Annotated in this window: 21 protein-coding genes; 9 read left to right on the top strand and 12 right to left on the bottom strand. The window is 68.8% G+C overall.

Features of this window, described 5'->3' with window-relative positions:
- Positions 1-4 precede the first annotated feature (4 nt).
- Positions 5-1,375, top strand: coding sequence for an FAD-binding oxidoreductase (locus IEV93_RS09595; RefSeq protein WP_188489118.1), 1,371 nt, complete (start codon positions 5-7; stop codon positions 1,373-1,375).
- Positions 1,376-1,392: 17 nt separating this feature from the next.
- On the opposite strand, the gene IEV93_RS09590 is transcribed toward IEV93_RS09595, so the two are convergent.
- The 4 genes from IEV93_RS09590 to IEV93_RS09575 all read right to left on the bottom strand — a co-directional run bounded on the left by IEV93_RS09590 (position 1,393) and on the right by IEV93_RS09575 (position 5,613).
- The gene (locus IEV93_RS09590; protein WP_188489116.1) at positions 1,393-2,796 is read right to left on the bottom strand and encodes a dihydrolipoyl dehydrogenase family protein; all 1,404 of its coding nucleotides are present in this window, start codon (positions 2,794-2,796) and stop codon (positions 1,393-1,395) included.
- Positions 2,793-3,668: a DMT family transporter gene (locus tag IEV93_RS09585; protein ID WP_188489114.1), complete on the bottom strand. Its 876-nt coding sequence runs from the start codon at positions 3,666-3,668 to the stop codon at positions 2,793-2,795. Before IEV93_RS09585 ends, IEV93_RS09590 begins: the two co-directional genes overlap by 4 nt.
- Before the next feature lie 10 nt (positions 3,669-3,678).
- Positions 3,679-4,566 carry a DMT family transporter gene (locus tag IEV93_RS09580; protein WP_188489112.1) on the bottom strand — a complete coding sequence of 296 codons (888 nt, stop codon included), beginning with the start codon at positions 4,564-4,566 and terminating at the stop codon, positions 3,679-3,681.
- Positions 4,567-4,650: 84 nt separating this feature from the next.
- Positions 4,651-5,613 (bottom strand): esterase/lipase family protein, encoded by a 963-nt coding sequence (locus IEV93_RS09575; protein ID WP_188489110.1) that lies wholly within the window; start codon positions 5,611-5,613, stop codon positions 4,651-4,653.
- A gap of 101 nt (positions 5,614-5,714) precedes the next feature.
- On the opposite strand from IEV93_RS09575, the gene IEV93_RS09570 reads away from it, so the two are divergent.
- Positions 5,715-6,020, top strand: a complete 306-nt coding sequence (locus tag IEV93_RS09570; protein WP_188489108.1) for a hypothetical protein — start codon at positions 5,715-5,717, stop codon at positions 6,018-6,020.
- Between the two features lie 8 nt (positions 6,021-6,028).
- A complete protein-coding gene (locus IEV93_RS09565; RefSeq protein WP_188489107.1) occupies positions 6,029-6,514 on the top strand; it encodes a SixA phosphatase family protein in 486 nt (161 codons plus the stop codon).
- A gap of 1 nt (position 6,515) precedes the next feature.
- Here the strand turns inward: IEV93_RS09565 and IEV93_RS09560 are convergent, their stop codons facing one another.
- The 4 genes from IEV93_RS09560 to map are packed head-to-tail and all read right to left on the bottom strand — an operon-like array spanning position 6,516 to position 10,418.
- Positions 6,516-7,448, bottom strand: coding sequence for an NAD(P)/FAD-dependent oxidoreductase (locus IEV93_RS09560; RefSeq protein WP_188489105.1), 933 nt, complete (start codon positions 7,446-7,448; stop codon positions 6,516-6,518).
- Positions 7,449-7,458: 10 nt separating this feature from the next.
- Positions 7,459-8,364 carry an alpha/beta hydrolase family protein gene (locus tag IEV93_RS09555; RefSeq protein WP_188489103.1) on the bottom strand — a complete coding sequence of 302 codons (906 nt, stop codon included), beginning with the start codon at positions 8,362-8,364 and terminating at the stop codon, positions 7,459-7,461.
- A gap of 1 nt (position 8,365) precedes the next feature.
- Positions 8,366-9,625: an alpha/beta hydrolase gene (locus IEV93_RS09550; protein WP_188489101.1), complete on the bottom strand. Its 1,260-nt coding sequence runs from the start codon at positions 9,623-9,625 to the stop codon at positions 8,366-8,368.
- A 10-nt stretch (positions 9,626-9,635) separates the two neighbouring features.
- Positions 9,636-10,418 carry a type I methionyl aminopeptidase gene (gene map / locus IEV93_RS09545; protein WP_188489099.1) on the bottom strand — a complete coding sequence of 261 codons (783 nt, stop codon included), beginning with the start codon at positions 10,416-10,418 and terminating at the stop codon, positions 9,636-9,638.
- 100 nt (positions 10,419-10,518) lie between these two features.
- Here map and IEV93_RS09540 point away from each other — a divergent pair, with 100 nt between their 5' ends.
- Together IEV93_RS09540 and IEV93_RS09535 are read left to right on the top strand one after the other, a co-directional pair.
- Positions 10,519-10,791 carry a helix-turn-helix domain-containing protein gene (locus IEV93_RS09540; RefSeq protein WP_188489097.1) on the top strand — a complete coding sequence of 91 codons (273 nt, stop codon included), beginning with the start codon at positions 10,519-10,521 and terminating at the stop codon, positions 10,789-10,791.
- The gene (locus tag IEV93_RS09535) at positions 10,749-11,468 is read left to right on the top strand and encodes a type 1 glutamine amidotransferase (RefSeq protein ID WP_188489095.1); all 720 of its coding nucleotides are present in this window, start codon (positions 10,749-10,751) and stop codon (positions 11,466-11,468) included. Before IEV93_RS09540 ends, IEV93_RS09535 begins: the two co-directional genes overlap by 43 nt.
- 34 nt (positions 11,469-11,502) lie before the next feature.
- On the opposite strand, the gene IEV93_RS09530 is transcribed toward IEV93_RS09535, so the two are convergent.
- Together IEV93_RS09530 and IEV93_RS09525 are read right to left on the bottom strand one after the other, a co-directional pair.
- Positions 11,503-12,372, bottom strand: coding sequence for an undecaprenyl-diphosphate phosphatase (locus tag IEV93_RS09530; RefSeq protein ID WP_188489093.1), 870 nt, complete (start codon positions 12,370-12,372; stop codon positions 11,503-11,505).
- Positions 12,369-13,544, bottom strand: coding sequence for a DNA polymerase IV (locus tag IEV93_RS09525; protein WP_371873836.1), 1,176 nt, complete (start codon positions 13,542-13,544; stop codon positions 12,369-12,371). Before IEV93_RS09525 ends, IEV93_RS09530 begins: the two co-directional genes overlap by 4 nt.
- A gap of 420 nt (positions 13,545-13,964) precedes the next feature.
- Between IEV93_RS09525 and IEV93_RS09520 the strand changes: the two genes are divergently transcribed.
- The 4 genes from IEV93_RS09520 to IEV93_RS09505 all read left to right on the top strand — a co-directional run bounded on the left by IEV93_RS09520 (position 13,965) and on the right by IEV93_RS09505 (position 17,946).
- Complete coding sequence (locus tag IEV93_RS09520) at positions 13,965-14,939, top strand: alpha/beta hydrolase (RefSeq protein WP_188489089.1); 975 nt, start codon at positions 13,965-13,967, stop codon at positions 14,937-14,939.
- Positions 14,940-15,091: 152 nt separating this feature from the next.
- A complete protein-coding gene (locus IEV93_RS09515; RefSeq protein ID WP_188490484.1) occupies positions 15,092-15,463 on the top strand; it encodes a VOC family protein in 372 nt (123 codons plus the stop codon).
- Positions 15,464-15,491: 28 nt separating this feature from the next.
- Positions 15,492-16,835: a type I glutamate--ammonia ligase gene (locus IEV93_RS09510; protein WP_188489087.1), complete on the top strand. Its 1,344-nt coding sequence runs from the start codon at positions 15,492-15,494 to the stop codon at positions 16,833-16,835.
- On the top strand, positions 16,828-17,946 hold the full coding sequence (locus IEV93_RS09505; RefSeq protein ID WP_229704998.1) for an amidohydrolase family protein: 1,119 nt from the start codon (positions 16,828-16,830) through the stop codon (positions 17,944-17,946). Before IEV93_RS09510 ends, IEV93_RS09505 begins: the two co-directional genes overlap by 8 nt.
- A gap of 54 nt (positions 17,947-18,000) precedes the next feature.
- On the opposite strand, the gene IEV93_RS09500 is transcribed toward IEV93_RS09505, so the two are convergent.
- Both IEV93_RS09500 and IEV93_RS09495 read right to left on the bottom strand, forming a co-directional pair.
- A complete protein-coding gene (locus IEV93_RS09500; RefSeq protein WP_188489083.1) occupies positions 18,001-19,173 on the bottom strand; it encodes an NAD(P)/FAD-dependent oxidoreductase in 1,173 nt (390 codons plus the stop codon).
- Between the two features lie 228 nt (positions 19,174-19,401).
- Positions 19,402-23,358, bottom strand: coding sequence for a DNA-directed RNA polymerase subunit beta' (locus tag IEV93_RS09495; RefSeq protein WP_188489081.1), 3,957 nt, complete (start codon positions 23,356-23,358; stop codon positions 19,402-19,404).
- Positions 23,359-23,371 lie beyond the last annotated feature (13 nt).

Below are 23,371 nucleotides of genomic sequence, written 5' to 3'. Positions count from 1 at the left end.
TGTGATGGCCGACACCCTCACCCTCGACGGACTGATCGCGGTCCTGCCCGCCGACACCGTCGTCACCGACCCGGACATCATCGCGGGTTACCGGCAGGACCGTGCTCTCGACCCCGAAGCGGGTCTGCCGATGGCGGTCGTCCGTGCACGGAGCACCGCCGACGTGGTCGCGGCGGTCCGGTGGTGTGCAGCGAACCGGGTACCGATCATCCCCCGCGGGGCGGGCACCGGACTGTCCGGCGGGTCGGGTGGTGTCGTCGGCGCCATCACCATCTCCACCGAACGCATGCGCGAGATCGAGATCGACCCGGTGATGCGCGTGGCCGTGGTCCAGCCCGGACTGCTCAACGCCGAGGTGAAATCCGCTGTGAAACAACACGGTCTCTGGTACCCGCCGGACCCGTCGTCGTTCGAGATCTGCTCCATCGGCGGTAACGCGGCGACGAACGCCGGTGGCCTGTGTTGCGTGAAGTACGGCGTCACCACCGATTACGTCCTGGGCATGCAGGTGGTCCTCGCCGACGGCCGGGCGATCAGGCTGGGCGGCCCGCGTCTGAAGGACTCCGCGGGTCTGTCGTTGACCAAGTTGTTCGTCGGCAGCGAGGGCACGCTGGGGATCATCACCGAGCTGACCCTGCGACTGCTCCCGCCCCAACCCCCGGCGTCGACGGTGGTCGCGAGCTTCGCCTCGGTGCACCATGCGACCGAGGCGGTCCTGGCGATCACCGATCAGATCCGTCCGGCGATGCTGGAGTTCATGGACGCCGTCGCGATCAACGCGGTCGAGGACCACCTCAAGATGGGTCTCGACCGGACCGCGGGCGCGATGCTGGTCGCGCAGAGCGACGCCCCGGGCGCGGCCGCCGCCGACGAGATCGCCATCATCACAGCCGCTTTCGAGGCCAACGAGGCGTCCGAGGTGTTCTCCACAGACGACGTCGCCGAGGGCGAGGCCTTCACCGTCGCACGCCGCATGGCCATCCCTGCGGTGGAGAAGCTGGGGTCGCTGCTGCTCGAGGACGTCGGCGTGCCGCTGCCCAGCCTGCCCGCTCTCGTCGACGGGATCGCGGCGATCGCACAGCGGCGCGACGTGATGATCTCGGTCATCGCGCACGCGGGCGACGGCAACACCCACCCGCTGATCGTGTTCGACCCCACCGACACCGAGCAGGCCGCGCGGGCGGACCTCGCGTTCGGTGAGGTCATGGACCTCGCCATCGGACTCGGCGGCACCATCACCGGCGAACACGGTGTCGGTCGGCTGAAGAAGGCGTGGCTGCCCGATCAGGTGGGCGAGGACGTGATGGACGTGTCACGTCGCATCAAGGACGCCCTCGACCCCGACCACCTGCTCAACCCCGGCACCATGTTCTGACACCGGCCCACGCCGAGTCAGTAACCGAAGTACTTCTCCAGCAGGCGAAGCCAGATCTCGCTGCCCGTCGGATACGACGGGACGGCGTGCCAGAGATCGTCGACGGTCACCTTCCCGACGATGGCGATGGTGGCGGCGTGGATCAGCTCGCCGGTCTCCGGTCCGACGAACGTCGCCCCGAGCAGCGTCCGGGTGTCGTCGTCGATGACCAACTGCGCCGTACCGGTCGCGTCGTCGCGCAGCAGCCCGATCCCCGACGCGGCGGTGATCGGTTGGCTCACCACCGTCGTCCGCAAGCCCTTCTCGTCGGCCTCCTTGGCCGTGAGCCCGGTACTGCCGACCTGTGGGTCGGTGAACACGGCCTGCGGCACCGGGACGTCGTCGCGCGCCTGCGGCGGCGTCCGGCCCTCGGCGCGCGCGCTGATCTGCTGTCCGACGAGCCTGGCCTGGTACTTGCCCCAGTGGGTGAGCATCGGGCCGAACGAGACGTCGCCGACCGCGTACAGCCAGTCGTGCCCGCCGGGGTCCGGCGCCGACAACGTCGACGGGTCGTCGATGCCGACGGTGTCGAGGCCGAGGCCGTCGACGGCGGGCTTGCGGCCCGCGGCGACGAGGATCTCCGCGGCGGTCAACGGTTCGCCGTCGACGGTGACGGTGACCGGTCCGCCGTGGGAGACACCGATCCCGGCATCATCGGCGTTCTCGCGGGTCGGGGCGGTGATCGACACCCCGGTCCGCACGTCCACGCCTGCCTTCTTCAGCCCTTCGACGACGGCCTCGCCCACGAAATCGTCCAGGGTCCCGAGGACCTTTCCGCGCACCGCCATGGTGACCTTCGACCCCAGCGCGGCCAGCCACGTCGCCGCCTCACACGCGACCACACCGCCACCGACGACGATGATCGACTCCGGGACCTCGCGGATCCCGGTCGCGTCTCGTGAGGTCCACGGCGCGAGGTCGGTGTACGGGCCCGGCACCGTGGCGGTGCTGCCGGTCCCGAGGATGACGGCCAGACGCGCGGTCACGGTGCGCTCGGTGCCGTCGTTCGTGACCACCACGGTCTTGTCCCCGTCGAGCCGGCCGCGGCCGCTGATGACGTCGATGTCGATGCCTTCGGCCCAGGTGCGTTGTCCCGCATCGGAGTAGTCGGACGTCCAGGTGTCGCGTCGGGCGAGCAGCTTGGCGGTGTCGATCCCGTCCGCGACGTCCACGCCGTCGAGGTTGCGCGCCGTGGCGGCGATCTCGATCGGACGCAGCAGGGCCTTGCTGGGCATACACGCCCAGTAGGAGCACTCACCGCCGAGGAGCTCGGCCTCGATGATGGCGGCGGTGCGATCCGATCCGGCGATGGCGAACTGGGCCGCCACCTCGCCGGCGGGTCCGCCGCCGATGACGATGACGTCGTATGTGTCTGTGGTCATCGGTCCACAGTGCTACCGATGGCGCTCTGTGTCACGCCCGGTTTGACCTCGGGTCGCTGATCACCACGCACGGCCGACATCCGCGCCAGCGTGATCACCGCGCGAACCATCACCAGGAGGGCGATGGCCATGACCGCGGTCTGCCACCAACCGACCGCGACCGACTCCCCCAGCAACGCGACGCCAAGCGCCATCGACACCGCCGGCTCCATCACCGTCATCGCGGGGAACGACGTCTGCAGGTCGCCGGCGACGAAACCACGTTGCTGTGCCACGACGCCGCCCACCGCGACCACGACGAACAGGTAGACCTCGGGCCGCGTCGTCATGTTGATCGGGTCGTTGATCGCCTGGTAGATCACGGCCTTGACCAGCAGGGCGCTGATGCCGAAGAGCGTTCCGGCGACCAGACCGTAGAGCAACGCCTGATAGTGCGGGCTGGACCTCTCGGCCGCGACGATCAGGATCGCCACCAGCGTGATGAGCACGACGATGGTGCCGGCGATCAACACGTGATCGGCCTTGCGCTCGACCTCGTGCGGGTCGGCGACGAGCAGGAAGATCGCGACGCAGGCAACCAACACCCCACCCCACGCCCACTCGACGCGACTCGGATGCCGGTGGTCGAGCCACGCCTCGAGCGGGAGCGCGAACAACACGGCGAGCACCACGAGCGGCTGCACCAGCAGGATCGATCCGAGGCCCAACGCGGCGGCCTGCAGCCCGAATCCGCACAGCGCGACCGCGGCGCCGACGCACCAACCGACGGTGATCCCACCGCCGGAGCACGATTCACGCTGTCGGAGAACGGTTCCACCGGCGATGAACGCGGCAGCGAACATCGCGAGCAACGCCGGGAGCCAGGTGTGCACGGGTTCCAGGCTAGTGCGCGTGATCGCGCTTGGAGTGGACAGAGGCAGTGGTGGCGCCGACGAGCTCGGGCGGTTTGTCGAACTCCGTCTCCCGGGCGGCGGCGTGTTGGGCGAGCACGAGCACGGCGTAGAACATCTGCACGAGAACGGCGGCGACCACGATGCCCTCGAACCAGTCGACCTGGGCCCGCTCACCGAGCAGCAGGACACCGAGGGCCATCGCCACCGCCGGTTCCATCACCGTCATCGCGGGGAACGACGTCTGCAGATCGTGGGCGGCGAACGCCAGCTGCTGCGCGTAGACCGACGCCGCGGCGACGCACAGGATCAGATACAGCTCCGGGTGCAGCAGGGGTTCGTAGATCTTGTCACCGATCTGGGTGACCACGCCCTTGAGCAGGAACGACTGCACACCGGTGAGCAGGCCGGACGCCGACCCGAACAGCAGGGCGCGATAGTGCGACGACACCCGCCGCGCGAACACGACCAGGCCGACGAGCACGACGACGACCACCACGATCGTCCCGGCCAACACCGCCGGTTCGACCTGGTGCTTGCCCGGCTGCGGCATGGTGATCAGCACGAACGCGGCGATGCAGAGGGTGAGGACGATGCCCCACTTCCACTCCTGGAAGTTGAGGCGCCGATGGTCGAGGTAGGCCTCGAGCGGCAGGGCGAACAGCACCGACAAGACGATCAGCGGCTGCACCAGCAGCAGGGTCCCCATGCCGAGGGCGACGGCCTGCAGGGCGAAGCCGATCGCGGCGAGCGCCACGCCGTACCACCAGCGCCGGGTGATGCCACCGGTCGCCGTCGACGAACGCTGACGCACCAGCGTCCCGACCGCTACGAAGAGCGCCGAGACGAGTGCGAGGCTCGCGGGCAGGAACAGGTGCACCGAGCCGAGAGTACTTGTCCTACCGCCGTCCGGCGCTGCTCACGGGCACGCGTGTGCAAAGTCTTAACGAACCCACACCGACCCTCACCCGACGATGGGCAGCACCGGCAGACAGGGCACCGGGCGGGGACGTGCCGGGTCCAGCGCGTTGAGCACGAACACCGCGGCCCGGCGCGACGCCGCGATGGACAGGTGATCGGAGTGGTCCTGCGAACAACCACGTTGGACAACGACATTGGTCACGTTGTCGCCGGGTCGGCCGGGCACCTGACCCGACGTGTACGGCACCACGAACTCGTCACCGGTGGTCGAGATGTTGGTGTAGGTGATCCCGGGCACATACGGGCTGCCGCCCGCGTTCACCGCGGCCAGCAGGTCGGACCCGGTCTGCATCTGTCCGCAGGCACTGCACAAGGGCAAACCGGTCTCGGTGATGCCGAGGCGACGCAGCGTGGGGGTGAACGACGCGACCGCCCTGCCCCCCGAGCCCTCCCACAGGGGCGCGATCGAGACGTACTTGTCGATCGTCCGCGCGCCGTCGAGTCGCCGCGCGTAGTAGGCGGGCATCAGCGTGCCCTGCGAGTGGCCGACGATGTCCACTCTGCTCGCCCCGGTCGCGCGGAGAACCCCGGCGACGAAGGTCTTCAGTTGCGCGGCGCTCGTCTCGATCCGTCCCATGCCGCCGATCTGGTTGAACGGCGCCGGCGCACCCGGCAGCGCCCCGTAGGTGAGCGCGAACACGCAGTACCCGTTGTTCTTCAGCAGCGGCACGTAGGTACCCCAGTTGGTCTGCGCCGACCCGCCGGTCCCGTGCGTCAGCACCACCGGGTTCGGGTGGTCGGCACTCGGGCGGCACCGATAGTCGTTGGATCCGGCCAGGGAGCCGTAGGGATGCGCGAGGGCGGGACCGATACCGGAGAAGAAGCTGTACGAGACCGGCAGTGGCGCGGCGTGGGCCGACGGGGCGAAGGCGACGCCGGCGACCACGGCCGCGGCGAGCGCAACCGCTCTGAGCAGGAACGAACGCGACGAGGCTCGGTGTGACATGGCCGCAACCTAGCACTTGCTTGGTTAAGCGGTCTGTCGATTGCCGACACCCCGGGTGCGGTTCCCACGCGGTGTCGGTGCCCGCGCCTACCGTGAAGGACATGTCCGGTCGATCGTCTGCGCTCACGCGCGAGTTGGAGCAGCTGCTGACGCTGACCCGGGCCGACATCGATCGCGCGCATGCCGATGCCCGGGCCCGCGCGCAGCTCGTCGAGTTCTGCGTCGACGAGGAGATCGAGCTGCGCGAGGAGGCCGAGAGCGCGTACGCGCGGGGCGACGAGGAGCACGCACTGCACTGCGCGCAGGAGGCGTCGGCATGGCGACACACCGCGCGGATCCTGCGCAGCGCCGATCGTGACGCGGCCGCGGGCCGGGCGCCGACGGGGCAGTCCGCTCGACTGGCATGATCGGCCCCATGGCGGGCACCTTGATCTTGATGCGGCACGGCAAGTCCGGCTACCCCGACGGCGTGGCCGACCACGAACGCCCACTCGCCGAGCGGGGGATCCGGGAGGCCGAGCTGGCCGGCGAGTGGATGGCCCGCGACGGACTCGAGGTCGACGCCGTGATCTGCTCGACCGCCACCCGAACCCGGCAGACGCTGCAGCGCACCGGGATCGATGCCGATTCGGTGACCTACGTCGACGCCGTCTACGGCGGGACGCCCGACGACGTGTTCGAGGCGATCCGCGCGCATGTCGGCGAGGACGCCCAGACCGTGCTCGTCGTCGGCCACGAGCCGGGAATGCCCGCGACCGCGCTCACCCTCGACCCGGACTCCGACATCGACGAGTTCCCGACTTCCGCCTACGCGGTACTGACCGTCGAGGCGGACTGGGATCAGATCGGCGTCTCGGCCGAGGACACGGCCACCCTCGAGGGGTTGTTCATCCCGCGCTGAGTCAGCTGCGGGCGGCGATGATCGCGGCCGCGAGGTCGGTACCCGATCGCCAGGCACTCTCGACGCGCGGCGACCCCTGCGGACACCACTGGTCGCCGGCGAACCCCACGAGTCGGCCGTCGACCGTCGTCAGATGGCAGCTCACATCGTGTTGATCCGACGGTTTGGCGAAGGTCCATCGGTGCGCGTGCGTCCAGATCGGCGCGTCGACGCCGAGTATCCCGGTGACCGCCTCGACCACGACCGGCACGACCGAATCGGGGTCGTCGAGGTGCTGCGTCGCACGATCCCCCGTCGTGTGGACGACGAGAACCGGAGCGCCGTCCCCGCGCCGAGCCCCGTCGTCGGCGACGAAGGCGATGTCGGGGTGGTCGTTGACGAACGCCGCGTCGACGAACGGCAGATCGGCCAAGGTGGTTGTACGGGAGTCGAATCCGCACACCACCGCGATGACCGCCTCGTACCCGACGGGATCGGGGACCGAGGTGATGCGGGCGGCCTGCGGGTCGGGCATCGCGATGACCACGTCACCGTCGGAGAGGTCGGCGACGTCGAGCGTCGTGACGTCGATGTCGCCCAGTACGTCGCGCACGAGTGATCGCAGACCACCGGGCGTCGCCCAGCGCATCGGGCCGGTCGAGGTCCGGGAGGAACCGTCGGCGCCCAGGACCCCGAAGGTGTCGGTCCACTCGCGCGCCAGTCCGGCGCCCTGCCAGCGACGCACGACGGCGTCGAAACCGTCGTCGCGAACGGTGAAGTAACCGGCTCCGACGTCCACGCGTCGATCGTGGAGTTCCGGTGAGGCCATTCGACCGCCCGGGGCACGACCGCGGTCGACGACGCGGACCGCCACGTCGGCGTCGGCCAACGCCGCCGCGCACGCCGCCCCCGCCATACCGGCTCCGACGATGGTCACGGGCTGATCTGTGCTCACCCGTTCGACCCTACGGACTCGACCACACCACCAGATCCGGCCAAGGGTTCTCGCCGTCGTCGAGCCAGCGCAGCGACATCCGCCAGAAGTCGTCGCGGTGCCGGCTGTGGAACAGCCCGAAGTGACCGATCGAGCCGTGGCCCAACGCGGCGGGCGGGATCATCACCTGGATCCGCGGTGCGTCGGGAAGGTAGTCCAGGGGGCGGCGCAGGGCGGAGACGGTTCCGTAGTCGTCGTCTGTTGTGGCCACCGCGAGGATCGATGCGTCGATGGCGGCGGCCGTGGCCCGCACGCCGGGTCGCTCGCGACGGGGGTAGTTGTCCTCCATCCGACGACGACGCCGGGCGCATTCGAACGCGACACCGCGGGGTACGTCCTCCATCCAGCCCAGTCGCTTGGCCGGGAGATATCCGTACAGCGCCGCGAGCGTCGGGGTCGCCACCTTCCACCGCCAGAAAAAGCGGCGTCGGACCGACGGCGCCCAGTCGCGCCAGTAGTTGTACTGACCCCCGACCGTGAGCATCCGGGTGATCTCGACCGAGCGGGCCGCCCACAGCGGGACGACGCCGCCGACACTGTGTCCCACGACCGCGATCTCGGCGTCCGGCCACTGCGAGCGCACGTGCGCGACGACGGCGTCGAAGTCGAGACGCCCCCAGTCCTGCCACCGACATCGCATGTCGCGCAGATGTTCCGGTCGCGACGCGCCGATGCCGCGGTAGTCGAAGGTGATGGCGTGGAAACCGTTCTCCTCGAGGAACGCGGCGTAGCGGTGGTAGTACGTCGCCGGCACGCCGGTCGCAGCGGTCACGATCACCACCCGCAGCGGGCCCTCGTCGGGAGGCTCGGGTGTCCACCGGTGCCCACCGAGGACGAACCCGTCGGCGCACTCGATGCTGATCGGCGTGCCGCCCATCTCAGGCACGGACCGCGAGTTCGGGCAGGCCGACGATGACGACGGCGAAGTTGTAGCCCGACATCCGCAGCGTCTCGTCGGCGCCGGTGCCGAACGTGCGCGGGTAGTCGGCGTGCCGGGGTGCACCCTCGCGATGGCGACCGTCCGGGCTGGTGCCGGCCGCGGCGGACAGTGCGACGAAACGGTCGTCGTAGGGGTCGCCGCCGAAGTAGCCGAGTTCGGCGATGCGGTCCTGCGCGCCCTTCATCACGTAGACGTGGCCGTCGGCGAGGCCGTAGTCGGAGGCCTGGCGGAAGCGCTGCGGCGACCACGTCGGCGACAGCCCAGGCGAGCCGTAGAAGACCACGTCGTCGACCAGCTCACCGCCGTTGCGCCCCAACGCCAGTGAGGTCACCAGGGATCCGTAGGAGTGTCCGAGAGCGGTGATGTGTGGGGCGGCGATGTGCGGGGTGTCGACCCCGGCCGCGGCGCGCAGCCCCCGGTAGAACTCGCTCAACCGCGGCGCCGCCCGGACCGCGACGCGGGACGTGCCGAGCTCACCGATCCCGACGAGTCGGGACAACCGATTCGGCCCGGTGAGGTTCGGTGGCACGTACCCGAGCCAGGCGACGTTCGCGACGACCTGTCGGTCGCGGCCGTCGCCGGCGCGACGCAGCTCCGCGACACAGACCTTCGTCAGCTCCTCGGCCTGCCTGCGCATCCCGTCCAGGGACCCGCTCACCGTCGACCCCAGACCCGGCGTGGTCACCGAGATGTGCGTCGCCGCATCGGGATCGCCGATGGCGATCGCGGCCAGACCACGCTTGGCGCGGCGGACGTCGAGCAGGAGCAGGAAGAGGTGTTCGTGGGTTATCTGCTTCTCGATCACCTCGAGGTCGCGCAGCTTCTGATCGACGTACCAGCCGTTCTCGTCGGCCGAGGAGAACAGCTTCCGGATCCTCTGGTGCCACCAGGCCGGCAGTCGGGAGGACTCGAGCCTGCGGGTGAGCCGATCCCGTTGCGCCTGCAGTACGGCGCGCTCGGCCGGGATGCGGTTGCGGTTGGCCGCGTCACGCGCCACGGCCGCGATGCCGTCGACTCCCCCGATCCACTCCGGGTGGTCAGCGACGATGCTCGCCCGCGCGGTCTCGTCGAGGTCACGCCAGTACCGCGCCACCCCCTCGACACCGCCGGTGACCGGTGGCGGCGCGAGATCGGTGCCCACCGCGGCGACCCGTGTGGCCGCTCGGCGCAGGGCCGCCTGCATGCTCGCGACGTTCACACGGACCAGGCTATCGACCCGATGCGGTGGTCAGCGCGGTCAGCACCCGCGCGTCGCCGTCGGTGACGGCGATGGTGTGTTCGGTGTGCGCGCCACGCGAGCCGTCGGCCGAGCGAACCGTCCAGCCGTCGTCGTCGAACACCACGCGATCGGTGGTGGCCACGACCCAGGGCTCCAGCGCCAGGGTCATCCCCGGTTTCAGCGGGATGCCACGACGAGGTCGGCCGTCGTTGGGGACCGAGGGCGACTCGTGCATCGTGCGGCCGATCCCGTGTCCACCGAACTCGTCGTTGACGCGATATCCGCGTGCGCGGAGTTCGGCTCCCATCGCCGCCGACACGTCGCCGAGCCGGTTGCCCGGACGCGCGGTGGCGATGCCCGCCTCGAGGGCCATTCGCGTGGCCTCGATCATCGCGAGGTCCTCCTCGCGCGCGGTTCCGACCACGACGCTGCGGGCCGAGTCGGCGACCCACCCGTCGACGGACACCGCGAGGTCCACGCTGAGCAGGTCACCGTCGCGCAGCTCGTAGGCGTGCGGCAGTCCGTGCAGCACGGCGTCGTTGACCGAGAGACAGACGGTGTTGCGGAACGGACCGCGTCCGAAGTCCGGGGAATAGTCCCAGTAGCAGGACTCCGCACCGCGGTCGGCGATCATGCCGCGCACGATCAATTCGAGGTCACGCAGGTCGACACCGACCTCGGCCGCGGTGATCACCGCGTCGATGGCCTGCGCCACGAACGTCCCGGCGACCGCCATGGCGTCGACCTCCGACGGCGATTTCAGTTCGATCATGTCCGTGTCCACTCCGCTCGTGATCCAGCCTGCGCTGTGCCGGTATTTTTATACCGGTATAGAAATACCAGAACGGCTCGGATTCGGCTAATCTGGGCCGATGGTCCGCACACCTCTCACGCCCGAACAGATCGCCGCCGGCCGACGACTCGGCGCACACCTGCGTGCGGCCCGCGGCGACCGTCCCCTCGACGAGATCGCCCGTGCGGCATCGATGTCCGCGGAGACGCTGCGCAAGATCGAGTCGGGGAGGTTGTTCACCCCGGCGTTCGGCTCGGTCGTGGCCCTGAGCGTCGCGTTGGGGATCGACGTCCAGGAGCTGGCCGACGCGTGGCTGTCGGCCGCCGGGTCGGCCATCGCACCCGCGTCGTGACGACGGCCCTGTTCCTCGCGCACGAGGACGATCGGTCGCGCGGGCGTGCGGAGGCGGGCAGCCTGGCTGTCGCCGCCCGGGCCCGCGGTTTCGAGGTCGTCGTCGCGCACCCGTCCGACGACCTCCCGCGTCCGGAGACAGTCGATTTCGTGACCGTGCTGGGGTCCGCGCATGCCGCCGACGACGACACCCTGCCGTGGCTGGCGCCGGAACGGGCCTACGTCGCCGAGACGCTCGCCGCAGGCACCCCGGTCCTCGGGGTCTGCTTCGGCGGGCAGGTGCTCAGCCGCGTGCTGGGTGGGGTCGTCGACCGGTCGCCACATCCGGAGATCGGGTTCGTCTCGGTCGACTCGAGCTGCGACTTCATAGACTCGGGGCCGTGGATGCAGTGGCATTTCGACCACTTCACCGTCCCTCCCGGCGCGACGATGGTCGCCGACAACGCCGCCAACGCGCAGGCGTTCGTCTCCGGTCGGAACCTGGGCCTGCAGTTCCACCCCGAGATCACCGCGGGGTCGTTCGCGGCCTGGCGACTGGGCTGGACCCCGGAGTCGGAGGTCGAGGTCGCGCGCGATTTCGACATCGACGTCGACGCGCTGGCCCGTCGGATCACCACCGACGCCGCCGATCTCGAACGCCGCTGCGCCCGACTGCTGGACGGATTCCTCGCGCTCTGACCCGCCGAGCGTGCTCTGACCACCCGCGGGTCGTTCAGGCGAACAGGGCGATGCTGATCCCACCCGCGACGAGGCAGTACGCGACGAACGGGTAGAGCGTCCGGGTGCGAAAGAAGCGCGCCAGGAACGCGACCGCGGCGAACGCGGCCACGAACGCGGAGACAGAACCGACGACCACCTGCCCGCCGATCCCGCTGCCCTCGGGCCCGAACAGTTCCGGGATCTTGAGCACCCCGGCGGCGAGGATCACCGGCGTCGCGAGCAGGAACGCGAACTTCGCGGAGTGCTCGTGATCGAGACCGCGCAGGATGCCACCGGAGATGGTCGCGCCCGACCGCGAGATGCCCGGCAGCAGCGCGAAGATCTGGAAGCTGCCGATCACCGCGGCGTCGGACGAGCTCAGCGAGGAGATGTCGCCCTGCTCCCGTCGCCGCACGACCTGGCGTCTGCGCAGCGTCTCGGCGGCGAGCAGCACCAGTCCGTTGACGAACAGGAAGATCGCGGCGATCAACGGGGTGGCGAACACCTCGCGGAGGGGTTTCTCCGCGACGAGTCCCACGATCCCGACCGGGATGGTGGCGATGATGATGAGCCAGGCCAGTTTTCCGTCCGCGGTGTCGATGCGACGGGTGCGCAGCGTGCCGACGAACCCTCCGACGATCGCGACCCAGTCACGCCAGTAGTAGACGATGAGCGCGAGGGCGGTCGCGACGTGCAACGCGACCAGGAACGCGAGAAACGGTGTGTGGCCGCTGCTGTCGGACTCGGTGACCAACCGCCCCCAGCTGCCACCGATCCAGGCGGGCACGATCAACGAGTGCCCGAGACTCGACACCGGGAACAACTCGGTGACCCCCTGCAGGAGTCCCATGACCACCGATTGGGTGTACGTCAGATCGCTCACGCGTCATTGTGACCCGTCCGGTCGAGGTCGACGACGCCGGGGTCGGAGGTGTCCGAAAGGGCCGAATCATCGTCCGATACCGGCGATTCGGTGTCCGGTACGGGCGATCCGGGGTCCAGGAATTCGAGTCGGACACCGAGTAGCCGTACCGGTCGGTCGAGCTCGAACCGGTCGAGCAACGCGTGCACGGGCGGCTCGATGACGGCGAGGTCGGTGGTGGGCGCGGCCAACTTCTTCGACTTGGTCCGTGTGAAGAACGTCGAGGTGCGCACGGTGACCGCGACCCGGAACACGACACGCTGTTCGTCGAGGATCTGTCGGTGCAGATCCGCGGTCAGGTCGGTGAGGCGGTCGTGCATCTCGACGACGTCGGTGAGGTCGGTGGGAAAGGTGTGCACCTTCGAATGCGACTTGGCCACATAGGGTTCGACGGTGATGGTCGAGTCGCCACCGCCCCGGGACAGCACGTAGAGCCAGTTGCCCTGGTGTGGACCGAAGATGCCGATCAGCTCGTCACGGGGAGTGGCGACGAGGTCGGCCACGGTGGCGACCCCGTGCGCGGCCAGCTTGTCGGCCGTCTTCGGGCCCACACTCCACAGCTCTCGGCACCCGAGTTCCCCCATCACCGACATCCAGTTGTCGTCGGTCAGCGTGCAGATGCGGTCGCCGGCAGGGGGCAGCTTCTTGGCGAAGTTGGTGGCCATCTTGGCGCGCTGCTTGTTGTCGCTGATCCCCACCGAACTGCGCAGACCGGTCTCGTCGGCGATGCGGGCGCGGATGGCGGCGGCGAGGGCGTGCGGGTCGTCGGTGTCGGTGCCGACGTACGCCTCGTCCCAGCCCCAGACCTCCACCGGGTGCCCCAGGTCGCGCAGCGCGCCCATGACGCGCTCGGAGGCCGCGTCGTAGGTCGCGTGGTCGGTGGGCAGATAGACCGCGTCGGGCATCTTGCGATGCGCACTGCGCATGGGCATGCCGGCGCGCACGCCCACCGCCCGCGCCTCGTACGACGCACAGGTGACGACGGTCCGCATCTGCTCCGGGTCGCCGCTGCCGCCGACGATCACCGGGACCCCCACCAACTCGGGTGCGCGTTGCCGTTCCACCGACACCTGGAACTGATCGAGGTCGACGTGCAGGATCCACCGACACCGTCGGGCAGCGGGCGCGGTCACGGCGGCCTCCGATCGTGGGCTCACGGGTGGATTGGATCCACTATGACGACAATCACCCGCCGGTGTGCGTGTCGCGGCTCCTCTGCCCTCCCGTCGGGTGCGGGTCGATCCCCGTCCGCGGACCCCGGCGCCGTCAGTACCGGGTACCCGATGCGGGCGAAGCACCGCTTCACCGGCGACATGACCGGTTCCGATCACCGGAACCCAACATCTCGGTGTCACTCCGGCATCGATCACACCTCCGACGGGTCCCCGCCCGCCCCGTGTGCGAGGCTGGCCCGAGTTGATCACGAGGAGGACTCGTGAAACGTTCCAGGAATGGCGTCCGATAACCATTTGGTAACGCCATCGTTTATCCTCCTTCAGACCGAACCTCTCGTGCCCTCGTCGGGGGCCTGGCTAGTGAATGTGGTGCATCAGATGTTCTCTCTCCGCCGTTCGAACGGGGGCGCTCGCGCTCTCGTGTCGATCGTCCTCAGCGTCGCCGCGGCCACCGCGCTGGTCACGGTCGGCACCGGATCCGCCAACGCGTGGGGCCCGGTACCCGCGCCGACGTTCAAGTCGGAGCGCATCAACGGCTACGGCATGCCCGACCCGGTGGTCCGCAGTTGGGCGTCGACGACGACGAACCCGAAGACGGCCCCGACCATCATCTTCCTCGACGGCCTGCGTGCGACGCCGAAGATCAACGGCTGGGAGAGCGAGACCAACGTCGCGTACCTCAGCCGTCGTGGCTACAACGTCGTCATGCCGGTCGGTGGCCAGTCGAGCTTCTACGCCAACTGGGACCGTCCGAGCATCAGCGCAGGCCAGAACTCGGCCTACCGCTGGGACAGCGTCCTGCAGAACAGCCTCCCCGACTACCTGAACAAGCGCGGGTTCTCCAAGAACCGCACCCTGGTCGGGCTGTCGATGGCCGCGAGCCCCGCGATCATGCTGGCGACGCGTCGCCCCGATCTCTACTCCCGCGCGGTGTCGATGTCCGGGTTCCCGCACCTCACCGCCCCCGGCATGCAGACGATGCTGCGCGCGGCCGCCTACGACTCCGGTCGCTACAACCTCAACGACATGTGGGGCATCTTCCCCAACGTCAAGGCCTTCCAGAACGACCCCTGGCTGAACGTCGGCGCGATGCGCGGTCGTCACCTCTGGGTCTACGCCGCGGCCGGCGTGTGGAACGGTCTGCCGCCGAACATCGCCACCTTCGGCACCGGACTGTCCGGCTCGGCGCTCGAGATCGTCTCGATGGAACAGTCGCAGACCTTCTCGCTGCTGGCCCGCGCCGCGGGTGCCAATGTGCGCACCAGCTTCTTCCCCGTCGGTATCCACGCCTGGAAGTTCTGGCAGGACGAGGTCTACCGCATCGACAAGGCCGGCTGGTTCCGCAACGGCTAGGCACCACCACCACCACGACCGACGCCCGGATCTTCTCCGCACAGGAGAATGTCCGGGCGTTCGTCGTATCGCGGACAGCCGATGTCCGTATTGGGTGGAATCGTCATGGCGGTACACCCCCTACGACGAAAGGCACCCCGATGGCCGACACCCTGGACATGACCCTCGAGCTCGTGATGATCCCCGTCAGCGACGTCGATCGCGCCAAGGAGTTCTACACCCGCGTCGGGTTCAACCCCGACCACGACAGCGTCGTCGACGCGAACACCCGCTTCGTGCAGATGACGCCACCGGGTTCGAACGCCTCGATCGCGTTCGGCCGCGGGATCGTCGACGGCGAACCGGGCTCGATCAAGGGCCTCCTGGTGTGCGTGTCCGACATCGAGGCCGCACGCGCGCACCTGCTCGACCAGGGGATCGAGGTGAGCGAGGTCGACGTGCAGCCCTGGGGGCACTTCGTCTACTTCGCCGATCCGGACGGCAACGCGTGGTCGGTGCAATACCTGCCGTATCGGTACGCGTGACCGCATCGGCGAGGGCAGACTGTCCCGTATGGCAATCATCCACTCGGACGTCCTCGGCCACCTGCACAGCGGCGGCGTCGAGGTCCTGATCGGCACGGTCGTCAACCCGGCCGGCCTGATCCACGCCAAGACCGTCGACGTCTCCCGTGTCGCGGAGTTCGGTCGAATCGGCCTCGGCGTCTCCCCGGTGTGGCACGCGTTCACCATCGACAAGTCCGGCATCGCCTACTCGGACAAGTTCGGCGCGGTGGGTGATCAGCGGATCCGCATCGACCTCGACGCCATCCGGATCCTGGGTGACGGTGTCGCCTGGGCGCCGGCGAACTTCTACGACCAGGACTCCGAGCCGGTCGCGGCGTGCTCGCGGGGCACGTTGGGCCGCATCGAGAGTCGGCTCGCGGCCATGGGCATCACCGCTCTGGTGGGACACGAACTCGAGTTCGTCCTCGTCGACCCGGCGGGCGAGGCGCTGCCGACCACCATGTGGGCGCAGTACGGACTGGCCGGGGTGCTCGAGCACGAGGGCTTCGTCCGCGAGGTCCTGACCGCGGCCCGCACGGCCGGCATCGGACTCGAACAGCTCCATCCCGAGTACGGCGGCAACCAGTTCGAGGTCTCGCTCGCACCGCTGGCGCCCGTCGCGGCGGCGGACCAGATGGTCGCCGCACGCACGGTCATCGGCCGGGTCGCCCGCCGGTTCGACATGCGGGCCTGCTTCTCGCCCAAGCCGTTCGCCGACGGTGTCGGGAACGGTGCACACCAACACCTCTCGCTCAGCGGACCGGACGGACCGTTGCTCGCAGGCGGTTCGGCGGCCCGCGGGATGACGGCGGCGGGCGCATCGGCGGTGGCCGGCGTGGTGGCCGGACTCCCGGACATCCAGGCGGTGCTGTGCGGATCGATCGTGTCGGGGTTGCGGATGCAGCCCGGGTTCTGGGCCGGGGCGTACGCGTGCTGGGGGACCGAGAACCGAGAGGCGGCAGTTCGTTTCGTTCTCGGCGGGCCCGCCAATCCGCACGGCGCGAACGTGGAGGTCAAGATCGTCGACCCGTCGGCCAACGCCTATCTGGCCACCGCGGCGATCCTGGGGATGGCGGCCGACGGCATCGAGCGGGAGCTGCCGCTGCCGCCGGAGACGCTGGTGGACCCGGCGTCGCAGACCGAGTCCGACCGCACCGCGGCGGGCACCGTGCTGCTGCCGACCGATCAGGCCGGTGTCGTCGACGCGTTGGACCGATCGGCCGCCGCCCGTGCCGCTCTCGGCGACGACGCGGTCGATGCCGTGGTCGCCGTCCGCCGCTACGAGCAGACGTTCTCCGCGTTGCCGCCCGGTGACATCGCCGACACCTTCCGGATGGCCTGGAGTGTCTGAGCTGGGCGACCACGTCGAATCGGCGGTGCTGATCGACCATCACGTCCACGGTTGTTGGGCACCGGATGTCGATGTCCCCGCGGGCGATCGGATCCGTTTCGAGAGCGCGCTGAACGAGGCCGACACCGATCCGGTGACCGCGGTCGGCGACGGGTTCGATTCACAGGTCGGGTTCGCCGTGCGAGCGCACTGCGCTCCGCTGCTCGACCTCGAACGCCACGTCGGGGCCGATCGGTACCTCGCCCGACGAACCGAGCTCGGTGAGGCCGAGGTGTCACGCCGGTTCCTGCGGGCCGCCGGGGTCTCGGATTGGCTGGTGGACACGGGGTTCGCCGACGGTCTCGTCGACACCGGAGAGCTGACGGCGACCTCCGGCGGGTCGACGCACGAGGTGGTCCGGCTCGAGGAGGTCGCCGAGCAGGCCGCAGCCGCACCCGGCGACTACGCGGCGGCCTTCGACGAGATCCTCGCCGAGCGGGCCGCGGGGGCGGTCGCGACCAAGTCCGTGCTGGCCTATCGGGGCGGGTTCGCAGGCGACCTCGGCGACCCACCACCGGCGCTGGTCGACATCGCGGCGCAACGGTGGCGCGACGCAGGCGGCACCCGACTGACCGACCGGATCCTGCTGCGGTTCGGGCTGCACCGGGCCCTGCGGCTGGGCAAGCCGTTGCAGTTCCACGTCGGCTTCGGCGACCGCGACTGCGATCTACACGCCGCGAACCCGTTGCTGCTCAACGACTTCCTGACCGACTCCGGTGACACGCCGATCATGTTGCTGCACTGCTACCCGTACGAGCGCGAGGCCGGTTACCTCGCACAGGCTCATCCGAACGTCTATCTCGACGGCGGGCTGAGCATCACCCATCTGGGCGCGCAGGCCACCCCGTTCGTGGGCCGGCTCCTCGAGTTGGCGCCGTTCCGCAAGATCCTCTACTCCTCCGACGGCGCCGGACCCGCCGAGTTCCACCACCTCGGCGCACGGCTGTGGCGGACCGGGATGACCCGCGTCCTCGACGGCTTCGTCGCCGACGGGGAGTGGAGCGCCGCCGACGCGAAGCACGTGGTCGACCTCATCGCGAGCGAGAACGCCAGGCGCGTCTACCGCCTCTAGCGAGTTGGGCTCTCGTTGCGCCGCGCTGGGCCATCGTTGCGCCGTGTGGGGCCGTCAGATCGGTGCGGGCTTGCCCTCTTCGATGAGGCTCGTCGCCGCCTCGTAGTCGTCGTCGCGGTCGAGGGTCAGTGCGCCCACCGTCACCCCCTCGGCGTCGAGGTACCAGATGGTGAACGACTCCCCCGGGCCGCCGGTGCCGTGGTCGGAGTGGTGCGTGCGGTCGTACCCGTCGCCCCACGCGGCGTACTTCACGGTGCGGTCGCCGATGGTCGTCCAGAACCCGGGCACCGAGTCCCACTGCGCGCGAACGCCCGCCGCGGCGGTGCCCGCGACCGAGCCCTGGTCGTCGGCGTCCTGCCAGTGCTCGGTCGGGATGTGACGGCCGGCGGTGTCGTTGAACGCGGTGACGACGTCACCGGCCGCGAAGATGTCGGGGGCCGAGGTGCGCATCGAGGAGTCCACGACGATGCGTCCGTCGTCGAGTGTGATGCCGGCGTCGCCGGCCAATGCAGAGTTAGGGGTGATGCCGACGGCCGCCACGACGAGGTCGACGTCGATGGTGACCCCGGAGTCGAGCCGGACGGAGCCGTTCGAGACCGACTCGACCTGTGCCCCGGCGGAGTAGCGGACGCCTGCCTGTTCGAGGAGTGCCGCGAAGTGGGATCCCGCATCGGAGCCGAGACGGCTGCTCTGCGGCGACGGCTCGGGGGCGACGACGGTGGTGGAGACGCCGCGCGAGGCCAGCGACGCCGCGGCCTCACACCCGATGAATCCGGCACCGATGACGACCGCGGAACTCGCGCCGGCGGCCGCATCCCGCAGCGCCACCGCGTCGGCGAGTGAGCGCAGGAGCAGCGCGGTGTCGCCACCGGGGACCGGGAGCGGTGACGGGGAGGCCCCGGTCGCGATGACGAGGTGTCGGTAGCTGAAGTCGGAGCCGTCGGCGGCCGTCACGCTGTGGCCCTCGGGGTCCAGCGAGGTGATCTCCGTGCCGGTGAGGACCGCGATGTCGTGTTCGTCGAACCACTCCTGCGGCTGCAGGTCGATCTCGTCGGGTCCGGACTCCCCCTGCAGCAGATCTTTGCTCAGCGGTGGTCGCATATAGGGAGCGTGGTCATCTGCGGTGACGAGCAGGACGCGGCCTTTGCCGTCGTTGTCGCGATATCCCTGTGCCGCCGACACCGCGGCCGGTCCGGAACCGATGATGAGCAGATCTGTCTCGCGCATGCGTGACTCCTCGATCGAGACGCCACCCTGCTTCACGTCGACTGTGGTACCCCATCGACCGTACACACGTGGCCGTGACCGCCCACTCGTCGTCCGTATCCGCCCAGTCGACGGGTGTACGTGCCCAACTGGCGGGTGTACGTGCCCAACTGGCGGGTGTAGGTGCCCAACTGGGGAAAGCGGAACGGCCCCCACCCGAAGGTGAGGGCCGTTCTGCAGAAGGAACTTCTAGCGGTAGTCGCTCGAGAAGCCGTAGTCGTCCAGCGGCACCGCAGCACCGGCGGGAGCACCGAAGGTGCCGTCCGGGCTGTAGTAGGTGTCGTCGTACGACGGCACCGCGTAGGCCGCGGCACGTGCCTCTTCGGTCGGCTGCACCGTGATGTTCCGATACCGGTTGATGCCGGTTCCGGCCGGGATCAGCTTTCCGATGATCACGTTCTCCTTGAGGCCCACCAGCTTGTCGCTGCGGCTGTTGATGGCCGCATCGGTGAGCACGCGGGTGGTCTCCTGGAAGGAGGCCGCCGACAGCCACGACTCGGTCGCCAACGACGCCTTGGTGATACCCATGAGGACCGGACGTCCCGCCGCGGGCTCGTTGCCCTCGGCCACGACGCGACGGTTGGCCGCCTCGAACTCGGCGCGCTCGGTGAGCGAACCGGGCAGGAACTCGGTGGCACCGGAGTCGATGATCGTCACGCGACGCAGCATCTGACGAACGATCGTCTCGATGTGCTTGTCGTGGATCGACACACCCTGGCTCCGGTAGACCTCCTGGACCTCGTTGACCAGGTGGATCTGCACCTGACGGGGACCCATCACGCGCAGGACCTCGTGCGGATCGGCAGCACCTTCCATGAGCTGCTGGCCGACCTCGACGTGATCACCGTCGGTGAGCAGACGCTCACTGCCGTCCTCGTGCTTGAACACACGCAGACGCTGACGCTTGGAGATCTTGTCGTAGACAACCTCTTCCGAGCCGTCGTCGGGGGTGATCGTCATCTTGTAGAAGCGATCGTCGTCCTCGAGACGGATGCGACCCGAGACCTCGGCGATGGGCGCCTTGCCCTTGGGCACGCGGGCCTCGAACAGCTCCTGGACACGCGGCAGACCACCGGTGATGTCGTCGCCGACACCACCCTGGTGGAACGTACGCATGGTCAGCTGGGTACCGGGCTCACCGATCGACTGGGCGGCGATGATGCCGACCGCCTCGCCGATGTCGACGAGCTTGCCGGTCGCCATCGAGCGGCCGTAACACGTTGCGCAGACACCGGTTCCGGTGGTGCAGGTGAGCACGGAGCGCACCTTCACCTGGGTGATGCCTGCGGCCAGCAGGGCCTCGATCGCCGGATCGCCCAGGTCACGCCCGCGCTCGATGATCACGTTGCCGCTCTCGTCGAGTGCATCGGTCGCCAGGGTGCGGGCGTACGTGGAGGTCTCCACGTGCGCGTCGCGGATCAGCGAGCCGTCGGCCTGCTTCTCGGCGATCGTGGTGTTGATGCCGCGCTCGGTGCCACAGTCGGTTTCCCGGACGATGACGTCCTGCGACACGTCCACCAGACGACGGGTCAGGTAGCCCGAGTCGGCGGTACGAAGCGCCGTGTCGGCCAGACCCTTACGAGCACCGTGCGTGTTGATGAAGTACTCGGCAACCGTCAGACCCTCACGGAAGGAGGACTTGATGGGACGCGGGATGAACTCACCCTTCGGGTTCGTCACCAGGCCCTTCATGCCCGCCAGCGAGCGGATCTGGGTCATGTTGCCCGCAGCACCGGACTTCACGATCATCGGGATCGGGTTGTCGTCGGGGTAGTGCGCCTCCATGGCCGCACCGACCTCTTCGGTCGCCTGCTTCCAGATCTCGACCAGGGCGTCACGACGCTCGTCGGAGGTCAGTGCGCCACGGGCGTACTTCTTCTCCAGACCGTCGGCACGCGCCTCGAAGCCGTCGAGGATCTCCTGCTTGTTCGGCGGGACCAGGACGTCGGTCATCGAGATGGTGACACCCGAGCGGGTGGCCCAGTAGAAGCCGACATCCTTGAGCTTGTCGACGGTCTGAGCCACGACGATCATCGGGTAGCGCTCGGCGAGATCGTTGATGATCACGGCCTGACGCTTCTTCGGCATCTGCTCGTTGACGAACGGGTACTCCTTGGGGAGCAGCTCGTTGAACATGACGCGACCCAGCGTGGTCTCCGCGATCCATGGCTGTCCGAACTTCCAGGCACCGTCGAACTGCGCGGCCTCGATGTCGGCGGGCGGACGCTGATCGTCCAGGCGCACCTTGATGGGTGCCTGCACGCTCAGCGCACCGCGGTCGAGAGCCATGATGGCCTCGGCCGGGTTCGAGTAGACGCCACGCTCGATGTCGTCACCGGTCGAGCCGACGAGGGCGCCGACCGCTTCCGGCTTGAGCGTCGTCAGGTGGAACAGACCCGTGACCATGTCCAGACGCGGCATGGCCAGCGGACGACCCGACGCCGGCGACAGGATGTTGTTCGAGGACAGCATCAGGATGCGGGCCTCGGCCTGCGCCTCGGCGGACAGCGGCAGGTGGACTGCCATCTGGTCGCCGTCGAAGTCGGCGTTGAACGCCTCACACACCAGCGGGTGCAGCTGGATGGCCTTGCCCTCCACGAGCTGCGGTTCGAACGCCTGGATGCCCAGGCGGTGCAGCGTCGGCGCACGGTTCAACAGAACCGGGTGCTCGGCGATGACCTCTTCGAGGACGTCCCACACGGCCGGGCGCTGACGCTCGACCATCCGCTTGGCGGACTTGATGTTCTGCGCCTGGTTCAGATCGACCAGTCGCTTCATCACGAACGGCTTGAACAGCTCGAGAGCCATCAGCTTGGGCAGACCACACTGGTGCAGCTTGAGCTGCGGGCCGACGACGATGACCGAACGGCCCGAGTAGTCGACGCGCTTGCCGAGCAGGTTCTGACGGAAACGACCCTGCTTGCCCTTGAGTAGATCGCTCAACGACTTCAACGGGCGGTTACCCGGTCCGGTGACCGGACGGCCACGACGGCCGTTGTCGAACAGTGCGTCGACCGACTCCTGCAGCATCCGCTTCTCGTTGTTGACGATGATCTCGGGCGCACCCAGATCGATCAGTCGCTTGAGGCGGTTGTTGCGGTTGATCACGCGGCGGTACAGATCGTTGAGGTCCGAGGTGGCGAAGCGACCACCGTCGAGCTGGACCATCGGGCGCAGCTCCGGCGGGATCACCGGAACGGCGTCGAGGACCATGCCCAGCGGGGAGTTGCCCGACATCTGGAACGCGGCGACGACCTTGAGACGCTTGAGCGCGCGGAGCTTCTTCTGCCCCTTGCCACTGCGGATCGTCTCGCGGAGGATCTCGGCCTCGGCGCCGATGTCGAAGGTCTCGAGGAGACGCTTGATCGCCTCGGCACCCATCGCACCGGTGAAGTACTCGCCGTAGCGGTCGATCAGCTCACGGTAGAGCCGCTCGTCGATGATCATGTCCTTCACCGCGAGCTTGGTGAACTTGTCCCAGATCTCCTCGAGGTCGTCGAGGGCACGCTGCGCGGTGTCACGGATCTTGCGCATCTCGCGCTCTCCGCCGTCCTTCACCTTGCGGCGGGCATCGGCCTTCGCGCCTTCGCGCTCCAGCTCGGCCAGATCCTCTTCGAGCTTCTTGGCGCGCTCCTCGAGGTCGGAGTCGCGGGTGTCGGCGACACCCTTCTTCTCGACCTCCATCTCGGCCTGCAGCGTCGAGAGCTCGTTGTGACGGAGCTCGTCGTCGACCGCGGTGATGACATACGCGGCGAAGTAGATGATCTTCTCGAGATCCTTCGGCGCGAGGTCGAGCAGGTAACCCAAGCGCGACGGAACGCCCTTGAAGTACCAGATGTGGGTGACCGGGGCGGCCAGCTCGATGTGACCCATCCGCTCACGACGCACCTTGGCGCGCGTGACCTCCACGCCGCAGCGCTCGCAGATGATGCCCTTGAAGCGGACACGCTTGTACTTACCGCAGTAGCACTCCCAGTCGCGGGTCGGCCCGAAGATCTTCTCGCAGAACAGGCCGTCCTTCTCGGGCTTGAGCGTGCGGTAGTTGATCGTCTCGGGCTTCTTGACCTCGCCGAATGACCACTTGTGGATGTCGTCCGCGGTGGCCAGACCGATCTTCAGTTCGTCGAAAAAGTTGACGTCGAGCAAGTTGTAACCTTCC

This window comes from Williamsia phyllosphaerae, assembly GCF_014635305.1.
GTDB lineage: Bacteria > Actinomycetota > Actinomycetes > Mycobacteriales > Mycobacteriaceae > Williamsia_A > Williamsia_A phyllosphaerae.
Note: the sequence above shows the minus strand (reverse complement) of the source record. Positions and strands in the feature narration are given on the sequence as shown.